Origin of the sequence: Amycolatopsis coloradensis (assembly GCF_001953865.1) — a bacterium.
Taxonomy (GTDB): domain Bacteria; phylum Actinomycetota; class Actinomycetes; order Mycobacteriales; family Pseudonocardiaceae; genus Amycolatopsis; species Amycolatopsis coloradensis.
The window spans coordinates 1-14,694 of record NZ_MQUQ01000042.1 but is presented as its reverse complement, the minus strand read 5'-3'; the positions used below and the strand labels follow the sequence as shown (position 1 = coordinate 14,694).

14 protein-coding genes are annotated in these 14,694 nt (G+C 65.7%); 10 read left to right on the top strand and 4 right to left on the bottom strand.

The genetic code is table 11. The features are described 5' to 3' along the window. Positions 1 to 461 precede the first annotated feature (461 nt). Complete coding sequence (locus BS329_RS41020) at positions 462 to 908, bottom strand: Lrp/AsnC family transcriptional regulator (protein WP_076168941.1); 447 nt, start codon at positions 906 to 908, stop codon at positions 462 to 464. Between the two features lie 107 nt (positions 909 to 1,015). Here BS329_RS41020 and BS329_RS41015 point away from each other — a divergent pair, with 107 nt between their 5' ends. The 5 genes from BS329_RS41015 to BS329_RS40995 all read left to right on the top strand — a co-directional run bounded on the left by BS329_RS41015 (position 1,016) and on the right by BS329_RS40995 (position 7,186). Next, complete coding sequence (locus BS329_RS41015; RefSeq protein ID WP_076168940.1) at positions 1,016 to 1,468, top strand: rhodanese-like domain-containing protein; 453 nt, start codon at positions 1,016 to 1,018, stop codon at positions 1,466 to 1,468. 93 nt (positions 1,469 to 1,561) lie between these two features. Next, a complete protein-coding gene (locus BS329_RS41010; protein WP_076168938.1) occupies positions 1,562 to 2,317 on the top strand; it encodes a type 1 glutamine amidotransferase in 756 nt (251 codons plus the stop codon). Between the two features lie 105 nt (positions 2,318 to 2,422). After that, positions 2,423 to 3,541 carry an inorganic phosphate transporter gene (locus BS329_RS41005; protein WP_084750873.1) on the top strand — a complete coding sequence of 373 codons (1,119 nt, stop codon included), beginning with the start codon at positions 2,423 to 2,425 and terminating at the stop codon, positions 3,539 to 3,541. A gap of 108 nt (positions 3,542 to 3,649) precedes the next feature. Further along, positions 3,650 to 6,622 carry a bifunctional [glutamine synthetase] adenylyltransferase/[glutamine synthetase]-adenylyl-L-tyrosine phosphorylase gene (locus BS329_RS41000; RefSeq protein ID WP_076168935.1) on the top strand — a complete coding sequence of 991 codons (2,973 nt, stop codon included), beginning with the start codon at positions 3,650 to 3,652 and terminating at the stop codon, positions 6,620 to 6,622. Between the two features lie 129 nt (positions 6,623 to 6,751). Continuing rightward, on the top strand, positions 6,752 to 7,186 hold the full coding sequence (locus BS329_RS40995) for an acyl-CoA thioesterase (protein WP_020633826.1): 435 nt from the start codon (positions 6,752 to 6,754) through the stop codon (positions 7,184 to 7,186). An 88-nt stretch (positions 7,187 to 7,274) separates the two neighbouring features. Here BS329_RS40995 and glnA read toward each other — a convergent pair whose 3' ends face one another. Further along, entirely contained in the window at positions 7,275 to 8,699 is a 1,425-nt protein-coding gene (gene glnA / locus BS329_RS40990; RefSeq protein ID WP_076168933.1) for a type I glutamate--ammonia ligase, read from the bottom strand. Positions 8,700 to 8,871: 172 nt separating this feature from the next. Between glnA and BS329_RS40985 the strand changes: the two genes are divergently transcribed. After that, a complete protein-coding gene (locus BS329_RS40985; protein WP_244197500.1) occupies positions 8,872 to 9,357 on the top strand; it encodes an RDD family protein in 486 nt (161 codons plus the stop codon). 50 nt (positions 9,358 to 9,407) lie between these two features. Here the strand turns inward: BS329_RS40985 and BS329_RS40980 are convergent, their stop codons facing one another. Both BS329_RS40980 and BS329_RS40975 read right to left on the bottom strand, forming a co-directional pair. Beyond that, positions 9,408 to 10,058 (bottom strand): hypothetical protein, encoded by a 651-nt coding sequence (locus BS329_RS40980; protein ID WP_244197499.1) that lies wholly within the window; start codon positions 10,056 to 10,058, stop codon positions 9,408 to 9,410. 411 nt (positions 10,059 to 10,469) lie between these two features. Further along, entirely contained in the window at positions 10,470 to 11,198 is a 729-nt protein-coding gene (locus tag BS329_RS40975; protein WP_076168932.1) for a DUF4191 domain-containing protein, read from the bottom strand. 63 nt (positions 11,199 to 11,261) lie between these two features. Here BS329_RS40975 and BS329_RS40970 point away from each other — a divergent pair, with 63 nt between their 5' ends. The 4 genes from BS329_RS40970 to BS329_RS45070 all read left to right on the top strand — a co-directional run bounded on the left by BS329_RS40970 (position 11,262) and on the right by BS329_RS45070 (position 14,639). After that, positions 11,262 to 13,349: an ATP-dependent DNA helicase UvrD2 gene (locus BS329_RS40970; RefSeq protein WP_076168930.1), complete on the top strand. Its 2,088-nt coding sequence runs from the start codon at positions 11,262 to 11,264 to the stop codon at positions 13,347 to 13,349. Between the two features lie 218 nt (positions 13,350 to 13,567). After that, positions 13,568 to 13,834: a hypothetical protein gene (locus BS329_RS40965; protein ID WP_076168929.1), complete on the top strand. Its 267-nt coding sequence runs from the start codon at positions 13,568 to 13,570 to the stop codon at positions 13,832 to 13,834. Between the two features lie 167 nt (positions 13,835 to 14,001). Beyond that, positions 14,002 to 14,385, top strand: a complete 384-nt coding sequence (locus BS329_RS40960; RefSeq protein ID WP_076168927.1) for a WhiB family transcriptional regulator — start codon at positions 14,002 to 14,004, stop codon at positions 14,383 to 14,385. Continuing rightward, on the top strand, positions 14,382 to 14,639 hold the full coding sequence (locus BS329_RS45070) for a hypothetical protein (RefSeq protein WP_076168926.1): 258 nt from the start codon (positions 14,382 to 14,384) through the stop codon (positions 14,637 to 14,639). The genes BS329_RS40960 and BS329_RS45070 overlap by 4 nt, the downstream gene beginning before the upstream one ends. The last annotated feature ends 55 nt before the right edge of the window (positions 14,640 to 14,694 follow it).

The following is a 14,694-nucleotide window of genomic DNA, read 5'->3' as shown; positions in this document are numbered from 1 at the left end:
GTAGGACACCGCCGGACTAACATTGAAACAAGGGTCCAGGCCCCCGGTAGAGAACCCCCCGGTTCTCCCGGGGCCTGGACTGTTTTTTTGTCCATACCCACCACCCGCGACCCGTGTGCTTGACCGACGAACACCAGTGATCACACGGACAACACACGTGATCAGACGGACAACACGACGCCGCGGGTATCACGGTGCCGTGCCGTCCAACCCACCACCGGTGTCGTCCATCTGATCACCAGTGTCGGCCGCCTGATCACAGGTGCCGTCCATCTGATCACGCGAGATACGCGCCCAACACGAAAGTTCGCTGCCTGAGCACGCGAGATACGGGCTTGGGCACGTGAGGTACGGGCTCAGGCACGGGATTGACGAGGTTAGAGCAGGGAGAATCTCGCGTTCTCATACCTGCACTCCGCCCGGTGATAGCGAAGGTCCCTTGCTCTCTTCGCCGCGGTCGTTCAGCTGCCTCGTCGGCCGACCGCTCGCCGACGGACCGGCGACGAGAAGACCAGGGACGTCGTCGTCTCCCCATAGCGCTGCATCCGCTCTACGAGCTCCTCCAACTCCGCGGTGTTCCGGCAGGCGACCCGCACCAGCCAGCACTCGTCGCCCGTGACGTGGTCGGCGTCGAGTACCTGGGGCAGCGGGAGAATGGTCTCGCGGAAGCGAGCGGTGTCCAGGCTCCTTACCTTGGCTCGAACTATCGCCTCGATGGGTAGCCCGAGCTTCGTCTGATCGACGCTGGCGCGGTACGCAGTGATGATTCCGTTCTCCTCGAGCCTTCGGACACTCTCGGTCACTGCGGGTGCGGACAGCGACACCCGCCGGCTGAGCTCCGAGAAGGTCAGCCGCCCATTGGACTGGAGCAGTTCGAGTAGCTGCCAGTCGAGATCATCGAGGTTCACGGAACTCCAGGTGGATCGTCGTGCCAGCCAGGAATCTCCAGGCTAACGGGCGGCAACACCTGGATTCTCCGATGTCCTGCTTGATCACTGGTCAGCACGATTGAGATATGACAACCGAATCCCGCGCTCTGACGTTCCCGGCCCTCAACAGTGCGACCGCGGCCGCGCACCTTCGCGCCGAACTCGCCCTCGAAGTGGATCCCGACGACCTGGTCCGCGATCTCACTGCCGGTACTCAGCTCGGCTACGTGGTCGTCGAGACGCGGGCTCCCGAAGCTTTTGCATTGGCTCGCATCCCCGGCGCGATCAATCTCCCGTACCGGGATCTGACCCCAGAGTCGGTCAGCCAACTCGATCGCGACCTCGTCTATGTCTGCTACTGCGAGAGCATCCACTGCAACGCCGCGACCAAGGGAGCCTTGAAGCTCGCGGAACTCGGCTTCAAGGTCAAACGCCTGTCCGGTGGAATCAGGGCCTGGCAGGCAGCCGGCTACGCCGTTGACCGGGACACCCCCGACCTTTCCGCCGCCTCCACGTCCCCTCCCCGCTGCGCCTGCTGACCAAGGCAAGAAGGGAGCAGGGGACCTTTGCTCCCGCCCCTCCCGAGCGATAGCAAAGGTCCCCTGCTCTCCCGGCGGTCGTAGGCTGGGGAGGTGACCGCTCCCAAGTTGCTCGTCATCCAGCCAGACGAATCAGATCCGATCGGCCCTCTCGGCGACTGGCTCACCGAGGCAGGGGCCGAGCTCGACATCCGGTTGCTGCCCGATCAGGGTCTTCCCATCGGTCTTGATGGATACGCGGGCGTCGTGTGCCTGGGTGGGGGGATGGGTGCGAACGATGACGCCGCCCATCCATGGCTTGCGGACGTGCGGAAGCTGCTTGTGAACGCGGTCGCCGCTCGCGTCCCGACGCTCGCGATCTGCCTGGGCGGGCAGCTTCTAGCGACGGCCTTGGGTGGAGTCGTCGTGACAGGCGATCAAGGACCCGAAGTCGGCCCGGGGCTGGTGTCCAAGAAGGACGCAGCTTGGACAGATCCGCTCTTCGCGGATCTCCCGCTTATGCAGGATGTTCTGCAGTTCCACAACGATGCCATCAGTCAGCTGCCCGCAGGCGCTGAACTTCTCGCTTCGTCGCCGCGGTATCCCCACCAAGCCTTCCGATTCGACCGTTGTGCCTACGGTGTCCAGTTTCATATCGAGACAACACCGGACATCGTCCTCGACTGGACGAGGCAGTCGCCGGAGATGGCGGAACTCACCCGGCTGGACGCACTGACCCCGGAAAATCTTGCTCAAGTGCATGCCGATATCACCGAGACCTGGCGACCGTTCGCGCATCGTTTCGTCCGACTGGTGTCCGGCGACCTCGCCCCCGCTGCGCAACGTCAACGGACTTTGCCGATGGCTTAACGAATCATGTCTCAAATGTGTATGGGTCGTTAACGCTCTGGTCTTGGGGTCAGGTACCTTGCGAAGGGAGTTTCGAAGGGTTCGGAGGCCGGAGTGGAGCCCTCAGTGTTGGTCGTGCTCGTCGTCGTCACGGCCCTAATTTTTGATTTCACAAACGGGTTCCATGACACGGCAAACTCGATGGCGACGTCGATCGCCACCGGGGCGCTGCGCCCCAAGGTGGCGGTGACGATCTCCGCGGTCCTGAACCTGGTCGGAGCGTTCCTGTCCGTCGAAGTGGCCAAGACCATCTCGAATGGACTGGTCGACGACACCAAGATCGGCCCGGCGATCGTCTTCGGCGGTCTGGTCGGGGCGATCGTCTGGAACCTGGTCACGTGGTTCGTCGGACTGCCGTCCAGTTCGTCCCACGCACTGTTCGGTGGCTTGATCGGCGCGACGTGGGTGTCGGCCGGAACCGACTCGGTCCACTTCGGAAAGATCGTCGAGAAGGTGCTCGTCCCCGCTGCCCTGTCACCGGTCCTCGCCGGCCTCGTCGCGATGATCGTGACGTACTTCGTCTACCGGATCTTCGTCCGCCGGGGGCGTACTGCCGGTTTCCGCGTTGGACAGATCATCTCGGCTTCGCTCGTCTCGCTCGCCCATGGCACTAATGACGCGCAGAAGACCATGGGTGTCATCACGCTGACGATGATCACTGCCGGAACACTGCCCGCCGGCGCCGGACCGCCGCTCTGGGTGATCGTGAGCGCGGCGCTGGCGTTGGCGCTCGGCACGTACCTGGGTGGCTGGCGAATCACCTATACGCTGGGCAAAGGGCTGACAGACATCGATGGTCCGCAGGGCTTCGCGGCACAAACCAGCTCGGCGGCGGTCATCCTCGCCTCGACGAACTTCGGCTTTCCCCTTTCGACGACCCACGTCTGCTCGGGTGGCATTGTCGGATCCGGTGTAGGCAGGAGTGAGGCGCCGGTCCGCTGGCGCACAGCCGGCCGCATGGTGATCGCCTGGCTGTTCACACTTCCGGCGGCGGCCATCGTCGGAGCCGCGGCCGGTCTCGTCACTTCAACTGGCACCGTCGGCACCATCGCCGTCGGTGTCGCGGGTCTGGTGATCGGAATCGGGATCTACCTGCTTTCGCGGCGAAGCCCACTCAACGCTGGCAGCTTCACCACTCCCGCCTCGACCGTTCCTGAGCAGGAAGACGGCAAGATCGCCGCTTAGGAAAGCAGGGGACCTTTGGTATCGCCTCCACTCGGCGATAGCAAAGGTCCCCTGCTTCCTTGCGCGTCCACCTGGTCACGGGCGGAACGGCGACTACGGTGGAAGCCGATGGTTGAGCGCACTAGGCCGACCGCTTCCGTGGCGAGATACGGCTTCACCGACCCCCGAGCCGACGGGCAGCTGCGTGCTGCCGGTTGGTGGACCGAATCCGGCCCGGACAGCTCCGCGGCCGACGTATTGTCCGCGCTTTCCCGTGCGGCGGACCCCGATCTCGCCTTGAGCGCGCTCGACCGGATCAGGGAAGCCGACCCTGCCGCCTGGACTGCGCTCGACCAGGCGCTTCGGGCGAACCGCACCTTCCGCGGCCGGGTGCTCGGTGTTCTGGGCACATCGAGCGCGCTCGCGGACTTCCTGGTCGCCAACACCGATTGCTGGAAGACCCTCGAAGTCGAGAAGAGCACTAATCCGGATCAGTACGTGAGCCGACTCCTCGACCATTTGCGACCGGAAGGCGAACTGCTCACCGAGCTCGAGTCAGAGCAGGCCCTCCGCGTCGGCTACCGCGAGTTACTCCTCGGAATCGCGGCGGCCGACCTCGGCCATCTCGTTGAACCCGGCCTCCACCAGCCGCCCTATGCCGAGATCGGGGCTCAGCTCACCAAGCTGGCCGAGGCCGCACTGTCGGTCGGGCTACTGGTCGCGGAGTCAGAAGTAGGCGCCGGTGTCGAAGGCCGGTTGGCCGTGATCGCGATGGGCAAATGTGGCGGTCGTGAGCTGAACTATGTGAGTGACGTGGATGTCATCTTCGTCGGCGACGGAGATCTTTCGGTCTCGACGCGGCTGGCCAGCACGATGATGCGTGTAGTCGGCAAGGCCTGCTTCGAGGTCGACGCGGCGTTGCGGCCGGAGGGCAAGGCGGGCGCGTTGGTCCGGACCCTCGACGGGCATGCCGCTTACTACCAAAAGTGGGCCAAGACCTGGGAGTTCCAGGCCTTGCTCAAGGCGCGGCCGGTCGCAGGCGACGCCGAGCTCGGGCGTCGGTACGCGGAGATGGTCGCGCCGAAGGTGTGGGCGGCGGCCGATCGGGAGAATTTCGTCCCCGAGGTGCAGAAGATGCGGCGCCGCGTCGAAGGCCATGTGCCGTCCGCGCACGCCGAACGGGAGCTGAAGCTGGGACGAGGAGGCCTTCGCGACGTCGAGTTCGCCGTGCAGTTGCTGCAACTGGTCCACGGTCGAATCGACGCCGAACTGCGATCTCCGTCCACGATGGACGCTCTCGCCGCTCTGGGAGAGGGTGGGTACGTCGGACGCACGGATGCCGCGGAGCTCGGATCGTCGTACGAGTTCCTCCGGACCATCGAACATCGGCTCCAGCTTCGCCGACTACGGCGTACGCACCTGTTCCCCGCCGCTTCGGATGCCAGTGAGCTTCGAACGATCGCGAGGGCGAGCGGAGTACGGTCCGTCCGGGGCAGAAGCGAAGGCGATGTACTGCTGGCGGAGTTTCGGCGCCATTTGCAGAGCATCCGCCGTCTTCACGAAAAGCTCTTCTACCGGCCCCTGCTGCAATCCGTCGCGAATGTGCCGACCGAAGCACTTCGGCTGACGACGAAACAAGCGGAAAGCCGCCTTGCCGCACTCGGCTATGCCGCGCCGGACGGAGCGCTGCAACACATCAAGGCGCTGACGGCGGGAATGTCCCGGCGGGCGGCCATTCAACGGGCTTTGCTGCCGGTTTTGCTGGACCTGCTCGCTGACACCCCGGATCCGGACCGAGGACTGCTGTCCTATCGCAAGGTCTCGGAGGCACTCGAAGAAACGCCGTGGTACCTCAGGGTTCTTCGGGATGAGGGCGCGGTAGTCGAGCGGCTTGCCTTCCTGCTGGGCACGTCGCGATTGGTGCCCGACTTGCTGGCGAGAGCGCCGGAAGTGCTGCAGCTGCTCGGTGACCCCGCGCGGCTGGCCGGTCGCACTCCCGCGGAAGTGGCTACTTCGCTGCGGGCCGCGGTTCGCCGGCAGCCAGGTTTGAACGCCGCGGTGACCGCCGCGAGATCACTGCGGCGGCACGAGATGCTGAGGATCGCGTCGGCCGACTTGCTGGGGTTGCTCGACGTCCCGTCGGTCTGCGAGGCGTTGTCGAGTGTGTGGGTCGCTGTGTTGCAGGGGGCCTTGGCCGCTGCTTATCGCCAGCGTCAGGCAGAACTCGGCCGGACGCTCGCGAAGATCGCCGTCATCGGCATGGGCCGACTTGGCGGGGCCGAACTCGGGTACGGCTCCGATGCGGACGTCCTCTTCGTATGCGAGCCGGACGAAGGGGCGTCCGACGCTGAAGCAGCGAAGTTCGCTTCCTCGGTCGCCGAAACGGTTCGTAAGATGCTTGGCGCGCCCAGCACCGACCCGGCCTTGGTCGTTGACTCCGATCTCCGCCCGGAGGGCCGGAGCGGGCCGTTGGTGCGGACGCTGGAGTCCTATCGCAGCTACTACGGGCGGTGGGCAGAGGTCTGGGAATCGCAGGCGCTGCTCCGTGCCCGGTTCATCGCCGGTGATGACGACCTGGGCGCGCGGTTCATCGAGATGATCGACCCCATTCGCTATCCCAAGGCGGGGCTCGACGCGGTTCGAGTGCGCGAGATCAGGCGGATCAAGGCGCGCGTGGAGACCGAGCGGATGCCCAAGGGGGCGGACCCGACCCGGCACACGAAACTCGGCCGCGGCGGGCTCGCGGACGTGGAGTGGACTGTGCAGCTCATGCAACTGCGCCATGGGCACGAAATAGCGGGCCTGCGGACCACATCGACGATTGAGGCGCTGAAGGCCGCCGTGGGAGCCGGGCTCGCTGAGCCCGCCGAGATCGAATCTTTGACCGAGGCCTGGCTACTGGCGACGCGTGTGCGGAACGCCGGGATGCTGGTCAGGGGTAAAGCCGTCGATGAGATCCCCAGCTCCGGCCGCGATCTCGCCGCGGTCGCCCGGGTACTCGGCTACTCCGCCGATGACGATCCCGGCGAGTTCCTCGACGCCTACCGGCGGACGACGCGGCGTGCTCACGCTGTGGTGGAGACGCTCTTTTACCAGGGCTGACCGCTCTGATCTGCGGGGAGTGAGCAAGGGACCTTTGCTATCGCCTGCCGCGCGTGGACGAGGCGATAGCAAAGGTCCCTTGCTCACACTTGGGCGTCGTGGACGGAGAGCGGCACTTACAGTGGACCGGTGACTGTGCGCGAGCCGTTTCGCACCCGGATCAAGGTGCGCCATTACGAGCTGGACACTCTTGGCCATCTCAACCACGCTGTCTACCACTCGTACGGCGAGGTCTCCAGACTCGAGCTGATGGAGCTCGCCGGTGGCCTCAACTCAGGCATGCGAGACGCGAATCTCGCCTTTGTCCTGCTTGAGTCCCACATCGTGTTCCGGCGGGAGCTTCGAGCCGGTGATGTCGTAGACGTGACCTGTGACGCCAAATTCGGCACCGGTAAGACTTTCCACATGGACTCGAACATCTACAAGGTCGACGGAACTCTCTCCGCGGAGATCACGTGCACCCTGGGGCTGATGGATCTCGAGCGACGCAAGCTGGTGGACGACCCACGCGGCCGTATCGAGCGGGCGGGTGTCGACCTGAAGGTCCTCTCCACTTCGGAGTAGCCGCGCCGCCGGACCAAAAGAAACGCCGGTGGTGAGGGCGTTTCCGCACCTCACCACCGGCGTGCTCTTGGTGTTGCTACCGCACGACTTACACGTCGTAGTACAGCGAGAACTCGTACGGGTGCGGGCGCAGCCGCAGCGGGTCGATCTCGTTCTCACGCTTGTAGGAGATCCACGTGTCGATCACGTCGGGGGTGAACACGCCACCTTCGAGCAGGTAGTCGTGGTCGGCTTCCAGCGTGTCGAGGACCGCGCCGAGGTCGCCAGGAACGAGCTTGACGTTCTGGGCCTCCTCCGGCGGGAGTTCGTAGAGGTCCTTGTCGATGGGCTCCGGCGGCTCGATCTTGTTCTTGATGCCGTCGAGACCGGCCATCATCATCGCCGAGAACGCCAGGTACGGGTTGCCGGACGAGTCCGGGCACCGGAACTCGGCGCGCTTGGCCTTCGGGTTGTTGCCCGTGATGGGGATACGGACACAAGCCGACCGGTTCCGCTGCGAGTACACCAGGCTGACCGGCGCTTCGAAGCCCGGAACGAGCCGGTGATACGAGTTGACGGTCGGGTTGGTGAACGCCAGCAGGCTCGGCGCGTGCTTGAGCAGGCCGCCGATGTAGTGGCGGGCGGTGTCCGACAGCCCCGCGTAACCCGACTCGTCGTGGAACAGCGGCGTGCCGTCCTTCCACAGCGACTGGTGGCAGTGCATACCCGAGCCGTTGTCACCGGCGAGCGGCTTCGGCATGAACGTCGCGGTCTTGCCGGCGGCGAACACGGTGTTCTTCACGATGTACTTGAACAGCTGCAGGTCGTCCGCGGCGTGCAGCAGCGTGTTGTACTTGTAGTTGATCTCGGTCTGACCGGCGGTGCCCACCTCGTGGTGCGCGCGCTCGATCTCGAAACCGGAACCCTGCAGCTTGCTGACGATCTCGTCGCGCAGGTCGGCGAAGTGGTCGACCGGCGGGACGGGGAAGTAGCCGCCCTTAAACTTCGTCTTGTAACCCTGGTTGCCGCCCGGCACGTCGGCACCGGTGTTCCACCAGCCCTCGACGGAGTCGATCTCGTGGAACGAGGCGTGCTCGGCGGAGTCGAACCGGATCGAGTCGAAGATGTAGAACTCGGCCTCCGGGCCGAAGAACACGTTATCCGCGACGCCGTACTCGGAGATGTACTGCTCGGCCTTGCGCGCGATGTTGCGCGGGTCGCGGCTGTACGCCTCGCGGGTGAACGGGTCGTGCACGAAGAAGTTCAGCGAAAGCGTCTTCGCCTTGCGGAACGGGTCGATACGCGCGGTTTCGGGGTCCGGGAGGAGCAGCATGTCGGATTCGTGGATCGACTGGAAACCACGCACCGAGGAACCGTCGAAGGCCAGGCCTTCTTCATAGGCTTCCTCGTTGAACGCCTTCGCCGGAACGGTGAAGTGCTGCATAACGCCGGGCAGGTCGCAGAACCTGACGTCGACGACCTCTACGTTCTCGTCGGCGATAAGGCGCTGAATGTCGTCTGGAGTAGTGGGCACCCTCGGTGACTCCTTCTCGTTCGTTGCCGGCGGCAGTACTCTCTTCGGCTCACGCTAAGAGCGCGGTGTTGCCCGACCGTCACCCGTATGTTTCGCCGGTGTTAACGGGGCGGCGATATCGGGTAGCCGACCAGGGCGAATGTGTCCCGCGCCACCGGCATACCCTGGATGGGTGGCGAGATGGACCGGAGAATGGCTGCCCGGGGCCGGGGACGGAACGACGGCCGGTGGCGAGGGTACGCAGCGATGGCGCGGTGAGCGACTCGGCTTGCCCCAATCGGGTGTCGGGTCCGTGGCGAGCGGTGGGCCGCGTCTCCTGGGGCTGATCATCGACCTGGTCCTCGCCTCGTTGGTCACCGCCCTTTTCGTTAAGCCGAGCTTCCAGGACCCGGCCGTCATGCAGACGTTCAACCTCTGGTCGGTGGGCGTCTGGGTGGTCATCACGGTCATTCCCGCGACCTTCTTCGGCTTCACACCTGGGATGGCGGCGGTCGGAATCCGTGTCGCCAGGCTCGACGGCGGGCAAATGGTCGGAGCGTGGCGAGCCGTCGTGCGAGCGGCACTGACCTTCGTGATCCTCCCGGCCGCGTTCCGCAACATCGACGGCCGAAGCTGGCTCGACAGGCTGACCGGAACCGTCGTGATCCGGATGCGATGACCTCGGCTGGGGGAGCAAAGGACCTTTGCTCTCCCCCGGCACGGCGTGTGTCAGGCGGCGGGTGCCGCAGGATCGCTGCTGAGCTCCGGAGGCGGTCGTTGACGAGCACGCCGGTGAGCAGCCCGCAGTTCCTGGATCACTACCAGCGGCTGGTCTCGGAGCCGCGCCGGACTTACCCGGACGACGATGAGACCGGCGGCGGCCAAAGCGGGTGTCTCCGACGGGCTGCCCGGATCGAGAGTGACCTCGTCGTAGCGGATCTGCATGGCGACACCGGCCTTTGGCCACCAGGCGTCGGCGACACCGATGACCCCCTGTCCGTCCGGCGTCCGTAACACGGCTTTCCGCGCTGGCCTGGGCAACCCGCTACGCTCGAGTACGGTCTCCAGCCATTGCTCGACGGCCGAGTCGACGCCGTCTTGGAGGGCGCCGACAACGATTCGGGGGAGTGCCGAGCCGATCGTGCTTGCCTGCGCCAGCTCCTCTCGTAGTTCCTCTGGAGTGCAGAGTCCGCGATGGACCGCGTCGTGGATCATCGCCCGCACGGACTGGAGTTCTTCCATACGCCGAGCCGCGTCGATCAGGGCCCTGGCGAGCGGAGCGACCGGCAGTCCGTCGATCTTCACCGGTTCCGGCAGGTGGATCGTTCGTTCGACGACGGCGAATCCCCAGGTGGCGACTTTGCTCCGGTGGGGGATCAAGGTGTGAGCCCGTCTTTCCGGCGGAAGTCTTCGGACTCCATATAACCGGGCCGCCTGGACTCCAGTGAGCATCGCCTCCGGGCCCGCGTGGCTCAGTGCGGCCTTCAGAAGCTGACGCATCGTCGGCGTGGCGTCGGTCAGGAGAATGACGCCGGGAATTGGACGTCGCCATGGGCCGCCTTCGCGGCAACGGCGAGAGATCCAGGAGTGGGAGTGCCCCAAGGCGACAAGTTCCGCCCGGGCGGCCACACCGTCCGGGAACATCGCTGCCAGCGTCTTCTGCAAGACGCTCGGGATTCCGTCCACACAGTGATCATGCGACCACCCACCGACAGTTTTCGTCCGAAGACGGATCAGGGGTCCTTTACTACGCCGCGAGCGGTAGTAAAGGACCCCTGCTTCTCGTTTGGGTCAGCGGCGGCGGATGGTGCGCTGGACGTTGCGCATCTTCGCGCCGGCGGGCATCGGGCCCTTGGGCATCGCGGCGCCCCGGCTGCCGAGGGCGGCTAGCTTCGCTTCCAGCGCGTCGACCTGGGCGGGCTTGAGGTTGCGCGGGAGCTTCATGAGGTAGCCCTGCAGCTTCTTCAGCGGCACTTGCTGCTCTTCGTTCCCGATGATCACGTTGTAGATCGGGGTCTCGCCGATCAAGCGGGACACCCGCTTCTTCTCCTGCGCGAGCAGGGACTTCACGCGGTGCGGCGCACCCTCGGCGACGAGCACGACACCCGGGCCGCCGAGCACTCGGTGCACGGCGTCGAGCTGGGTCGTGGCCGCCACGGTCGGCGTCACCTTCCAGCGGCCTCGCATGTTCTCGAGTGCCCAGGCCGCGGCACCCGGCTGTCCGTCGGCCTTCGAGTACACGGTCTTCTGGACCCGCCTGCCGAAGATGATCACAGCGGCGAGTGCGCCGAGCAGGATGCCCAGGGGCAGCACCACCCAGTGGACGTCGAAGATGAACCCGATGCCGAAGACGACACCAGTGATGACCAGTAGCGATCCGGCCATCCAGGGGATGAGCGCCTTGTCTTCCTTGCGCTGCATCTTGAAGGCTTCGAAGATCTGCCCGCGGCGAGCCTTGCTCGCGGCGCGCTTCTCCTTCTTGGCCAGCTTCGCTGCTTCCTTGTCCTGCTTTCCCGCCATGTGACCAGGATACGGCCGCGTGCCCTGCGTCGATCCTGTCGGGCCCTCTGCGAGGATCGGAGTGTGGTTAGCGCATCGTCCCCGAAGAGTCGTCCAGGCCTGCTCGATGGGCTCGATCCCGAGCAACGCGCCGCCGCCTGCGCGCCGAGGGGACCGGTCTGCGTCCTCGCGGGAGCGGGGACAGGCAAGACGCGGACGATCACGCACCGTATCGCCCATCTTGTCCGTTCCGGGCATGTCGCCGCCGGTCAGGTCCTCGCAGTCACCTTCACGACCCGCGCCGCGGGCGAGATGCGCGCGCGACTTCGGGGCCTGGGTGTCGACGCCGCCCAGGCGCTCACGTTCCACGCTGCCGCTCGACGTCAGCTCCGGTACTTCTGGCCCCAGGTCGTCGGGGATCGGCCATGGGAGCTGCTCGAGAACAAGTTCCGCTACGTCAGTCAAGCCGCCAACAAGGCCGGTCTCGGCACCGAGACGGAACTCCTGCGCGACCTCGCCAGTGAGATCGAGTGGAGCAAGGCCTCTTTGGTGTCGCCGGACGACTATCCGGCCGTCGCCGCGCGCACGCAGCGGGACACACCCGCACCCGCGTCGCAGGTCGCGGAGGTCTATCGCAACTACGAGAAGGTCAAGAACGCCGCCCAGGTCCTCGACTTCGACGACCTGCTCCTGCACACCACCGCCGTTCTCGAGGAGCACACGATGGTGGCCCAGGAGTTCCGCGAACGCTACCGCTGCTTCGTCGTCGACGAGTACCAGGACGTCACCCCGCTGCAGCAGCGGCTGCTCGACGCGTGGCTCGGCGGCCGCGACGACTTGACCGTGGTCGGCGACGCCAACCAGACCATCTATTCGTTTGGCGGTGCTTCTCCCCGACCGCTGCTGGAGTTCACGCGCAGGTTCCCCGAGGCGACGGTCGTGAGGCTCGAGCGGGACTACCGCTCGACTCCCGAGGTCGTCGCTCTCGCCAATCAGGTGATCGGCGCCGCGCGGGGACGTCCTGCGGGGTCGAGGCTGAAGCTCGTCGGCCAGCGTCCTTCGGGGCCCGTCCCGCGGTTCGCCGAATATGACGACGAGACCGCCGAAGCCGCCGCTGTCGCACGCAGGATCCGGGATCTGCTCGACGGCGGGGTGGCGGCCAGCGAGATCGCGGTGCTCTACCGGGTCAACGCCCAGTCAGAGGCCTACGAGCAGGCGTTGGCGGAGGTAGGTATCCCATACCTCGTCCGCGGCGGCGAACGATTCTTCGCGAGGGCCGAGGTCCGGCAGGCGATGTCCGCGTTACGGATGGCGTCGACCGACGCGGACACCGGCGAGCTGGTGACCAGGGTCCGCTCCGTGCTCGCGAAAGTAGGGCTCACCGATCAGCCTCCGGCCGGAGGCGCGGCGAAAGAGCGGTGGGACGCGCTCCTGTCGATCGTCGAGCTGGCCGAAGAGCTGGCGTCCACCGTCGACGACGTGGATCTGCCCCGATTCGTGGCGGAGCTCGAACAGCGGGCGAGCGCGCAGCATCCGCCGACGGTGGAGGGCATCACCTTGGCCTCGCTGCACGCGGCGAAAGGGCTCGAATGGGACGCCGTGTTCCTAGTGGGGCTCGCCGAGGGCACCATGCCGATCCTCCACGCGGATGGTGACGACGCCGCCATCGAGGAAGAGCGCCGTCTGTTCTACGTCGGCGTCACTCGAGCACGAGAGCACCTCTCGCTGTCGTGGGCCTTGGCCCGGACGTCGGGAAATCGCCGCAATCGGCGACGCAGCCGCTTCCTGTACGGCCTGATCCCTGAAGACCACCCGGCGGCGAGGGTCGCCCGATCGCAGCAGCCGAAGCAGTCCGGCAACAAGGCGCGATGCCGCGTGTGCGGCGGTCCACTGCTGGAGACCTTGGACATCAAGCTGGGACGCTGCTCTCGTTGTCCGTCCAATGTGGATGAGCAGCTGCTCGAGAAGCTGAAGTCTTGGCGGGGGGAGCGCTCCCGTGAGCTCAAGGTGCCGGCCTTCGTCGTCTTCACGGACGCCACGCTGGTCGCCATCGCCGAACAGCGGCCGACCGATGACACAGCGCTGTGCGCCATCTCCGGGATCGGCGCGACGAAGCTCGAACGCTTCGGAGCGGAGGTTCTCGACGTCGTGCGGGCTTCGGTGGAGTCTTGACCGCGCCCCAGGCTTGATCCACGCGGCGAACCCGCTGCTCAGAGCCGATCTTCGTAGCTTCGACGGTTTTTCTGGAAAATAAGTTGCCCCGGTATGGTCGGGGGCAATAACCTGCAAGTACCGGGCGCGGGAAGCGCCCGGGATGGGGAAGAACTTCTACAACACAGCGTAGACCGCGGGACGGTTCGCGCGCGACAGAGAAAGGTGGTGCCGGTGAAATGACGATCAAGATGATGCTCACGAACCCCGGCACCCGTCTGTCCTGCGTCGCGGAAGTCCCGCAGGCTCAGCGCCAGGGCGCCTTCATGCCCGTGAGCATCCTCGCCGCCCGCGGCGGCCAGCGCATCGACCTGAGCCGGATCGCCGCTGACGAAACCTTCGCGCACGCTACCGCCTTCGGTGGAGCGTACGTGAACGGTGGCGTCGATCTGCCGGTCATCAAGCAGTTCCGTGTTCCGTTGTCCATACGGGAGCGAAGTTCCTGACCTAGTCAGGACTAGAGGCTCACGAAGGCCGCGGAACCGGTTACCGGATCCGCGGCCTTCGTGTTTTTTGCTGCACAAACAAGTTGGCTGCACAACCTAATTGGGGTTCAGCGTTGTCCAGTTCCACCGTCAGTACGAAATCCGTCACGGAACAGAGGAGTGCACTCATGTCATCGGCCATAGCTTTCGCGCCGGAGGAGGCCCTGCCCTTCGCCGACGCGGGCGTCGTCGACCTGCTCGACGCCCTCGACTCACCTGAGTCGATGCTTCCCTGCCGTTCGGGCGACGCGGACCTTTGGTTCGCCGAGTCACCGGCAGAACTCGAGCGCGCGAAGGCGTTCTGCGGGGACTGCCCGGTCCGTTCGGCCTGCCTTGCGGGCGCTCTTTCACGGCGTGAGCCGTGGGGTGTCTGGGGTGGGGAGATCTTTGAGCGTGGCGTGGTCGTCGCGCGGAAGCGGCCCCGTGGCCGCCCCCGGAAGAACCCGGTCGTCGAGCCGGCCGCCGAGGCTCGTCCCGTCATGCGCAAGGTCGAGCGGAGCGCTGCGGCATGACCGTCGAACCCATCACCACCAGGGATTACGAGGCGCGAACCGGTAACCGGACTCTCGCGCCGGCCAAAGTGAACGAGATCAAGGTCGAGGAGACCAGCGAAATGTTGCTTTATGAAGAACTGTCCAGGGCCCGAATACGAGACCTCGAGGAGGGAGTCCGCGCCCAGCGGGCTCGAAGCGGCCCACGCGCCGTACGCAGGTGGACCAGGGTTGCCCGATGGGCGACCCGGCGAGCCGAGCGCCTTCAGTCCTGACCACTCGGGGGAGCGGGGGACCTTTGCTATCGCCGCGCGATAGCAAAGGTCCCCC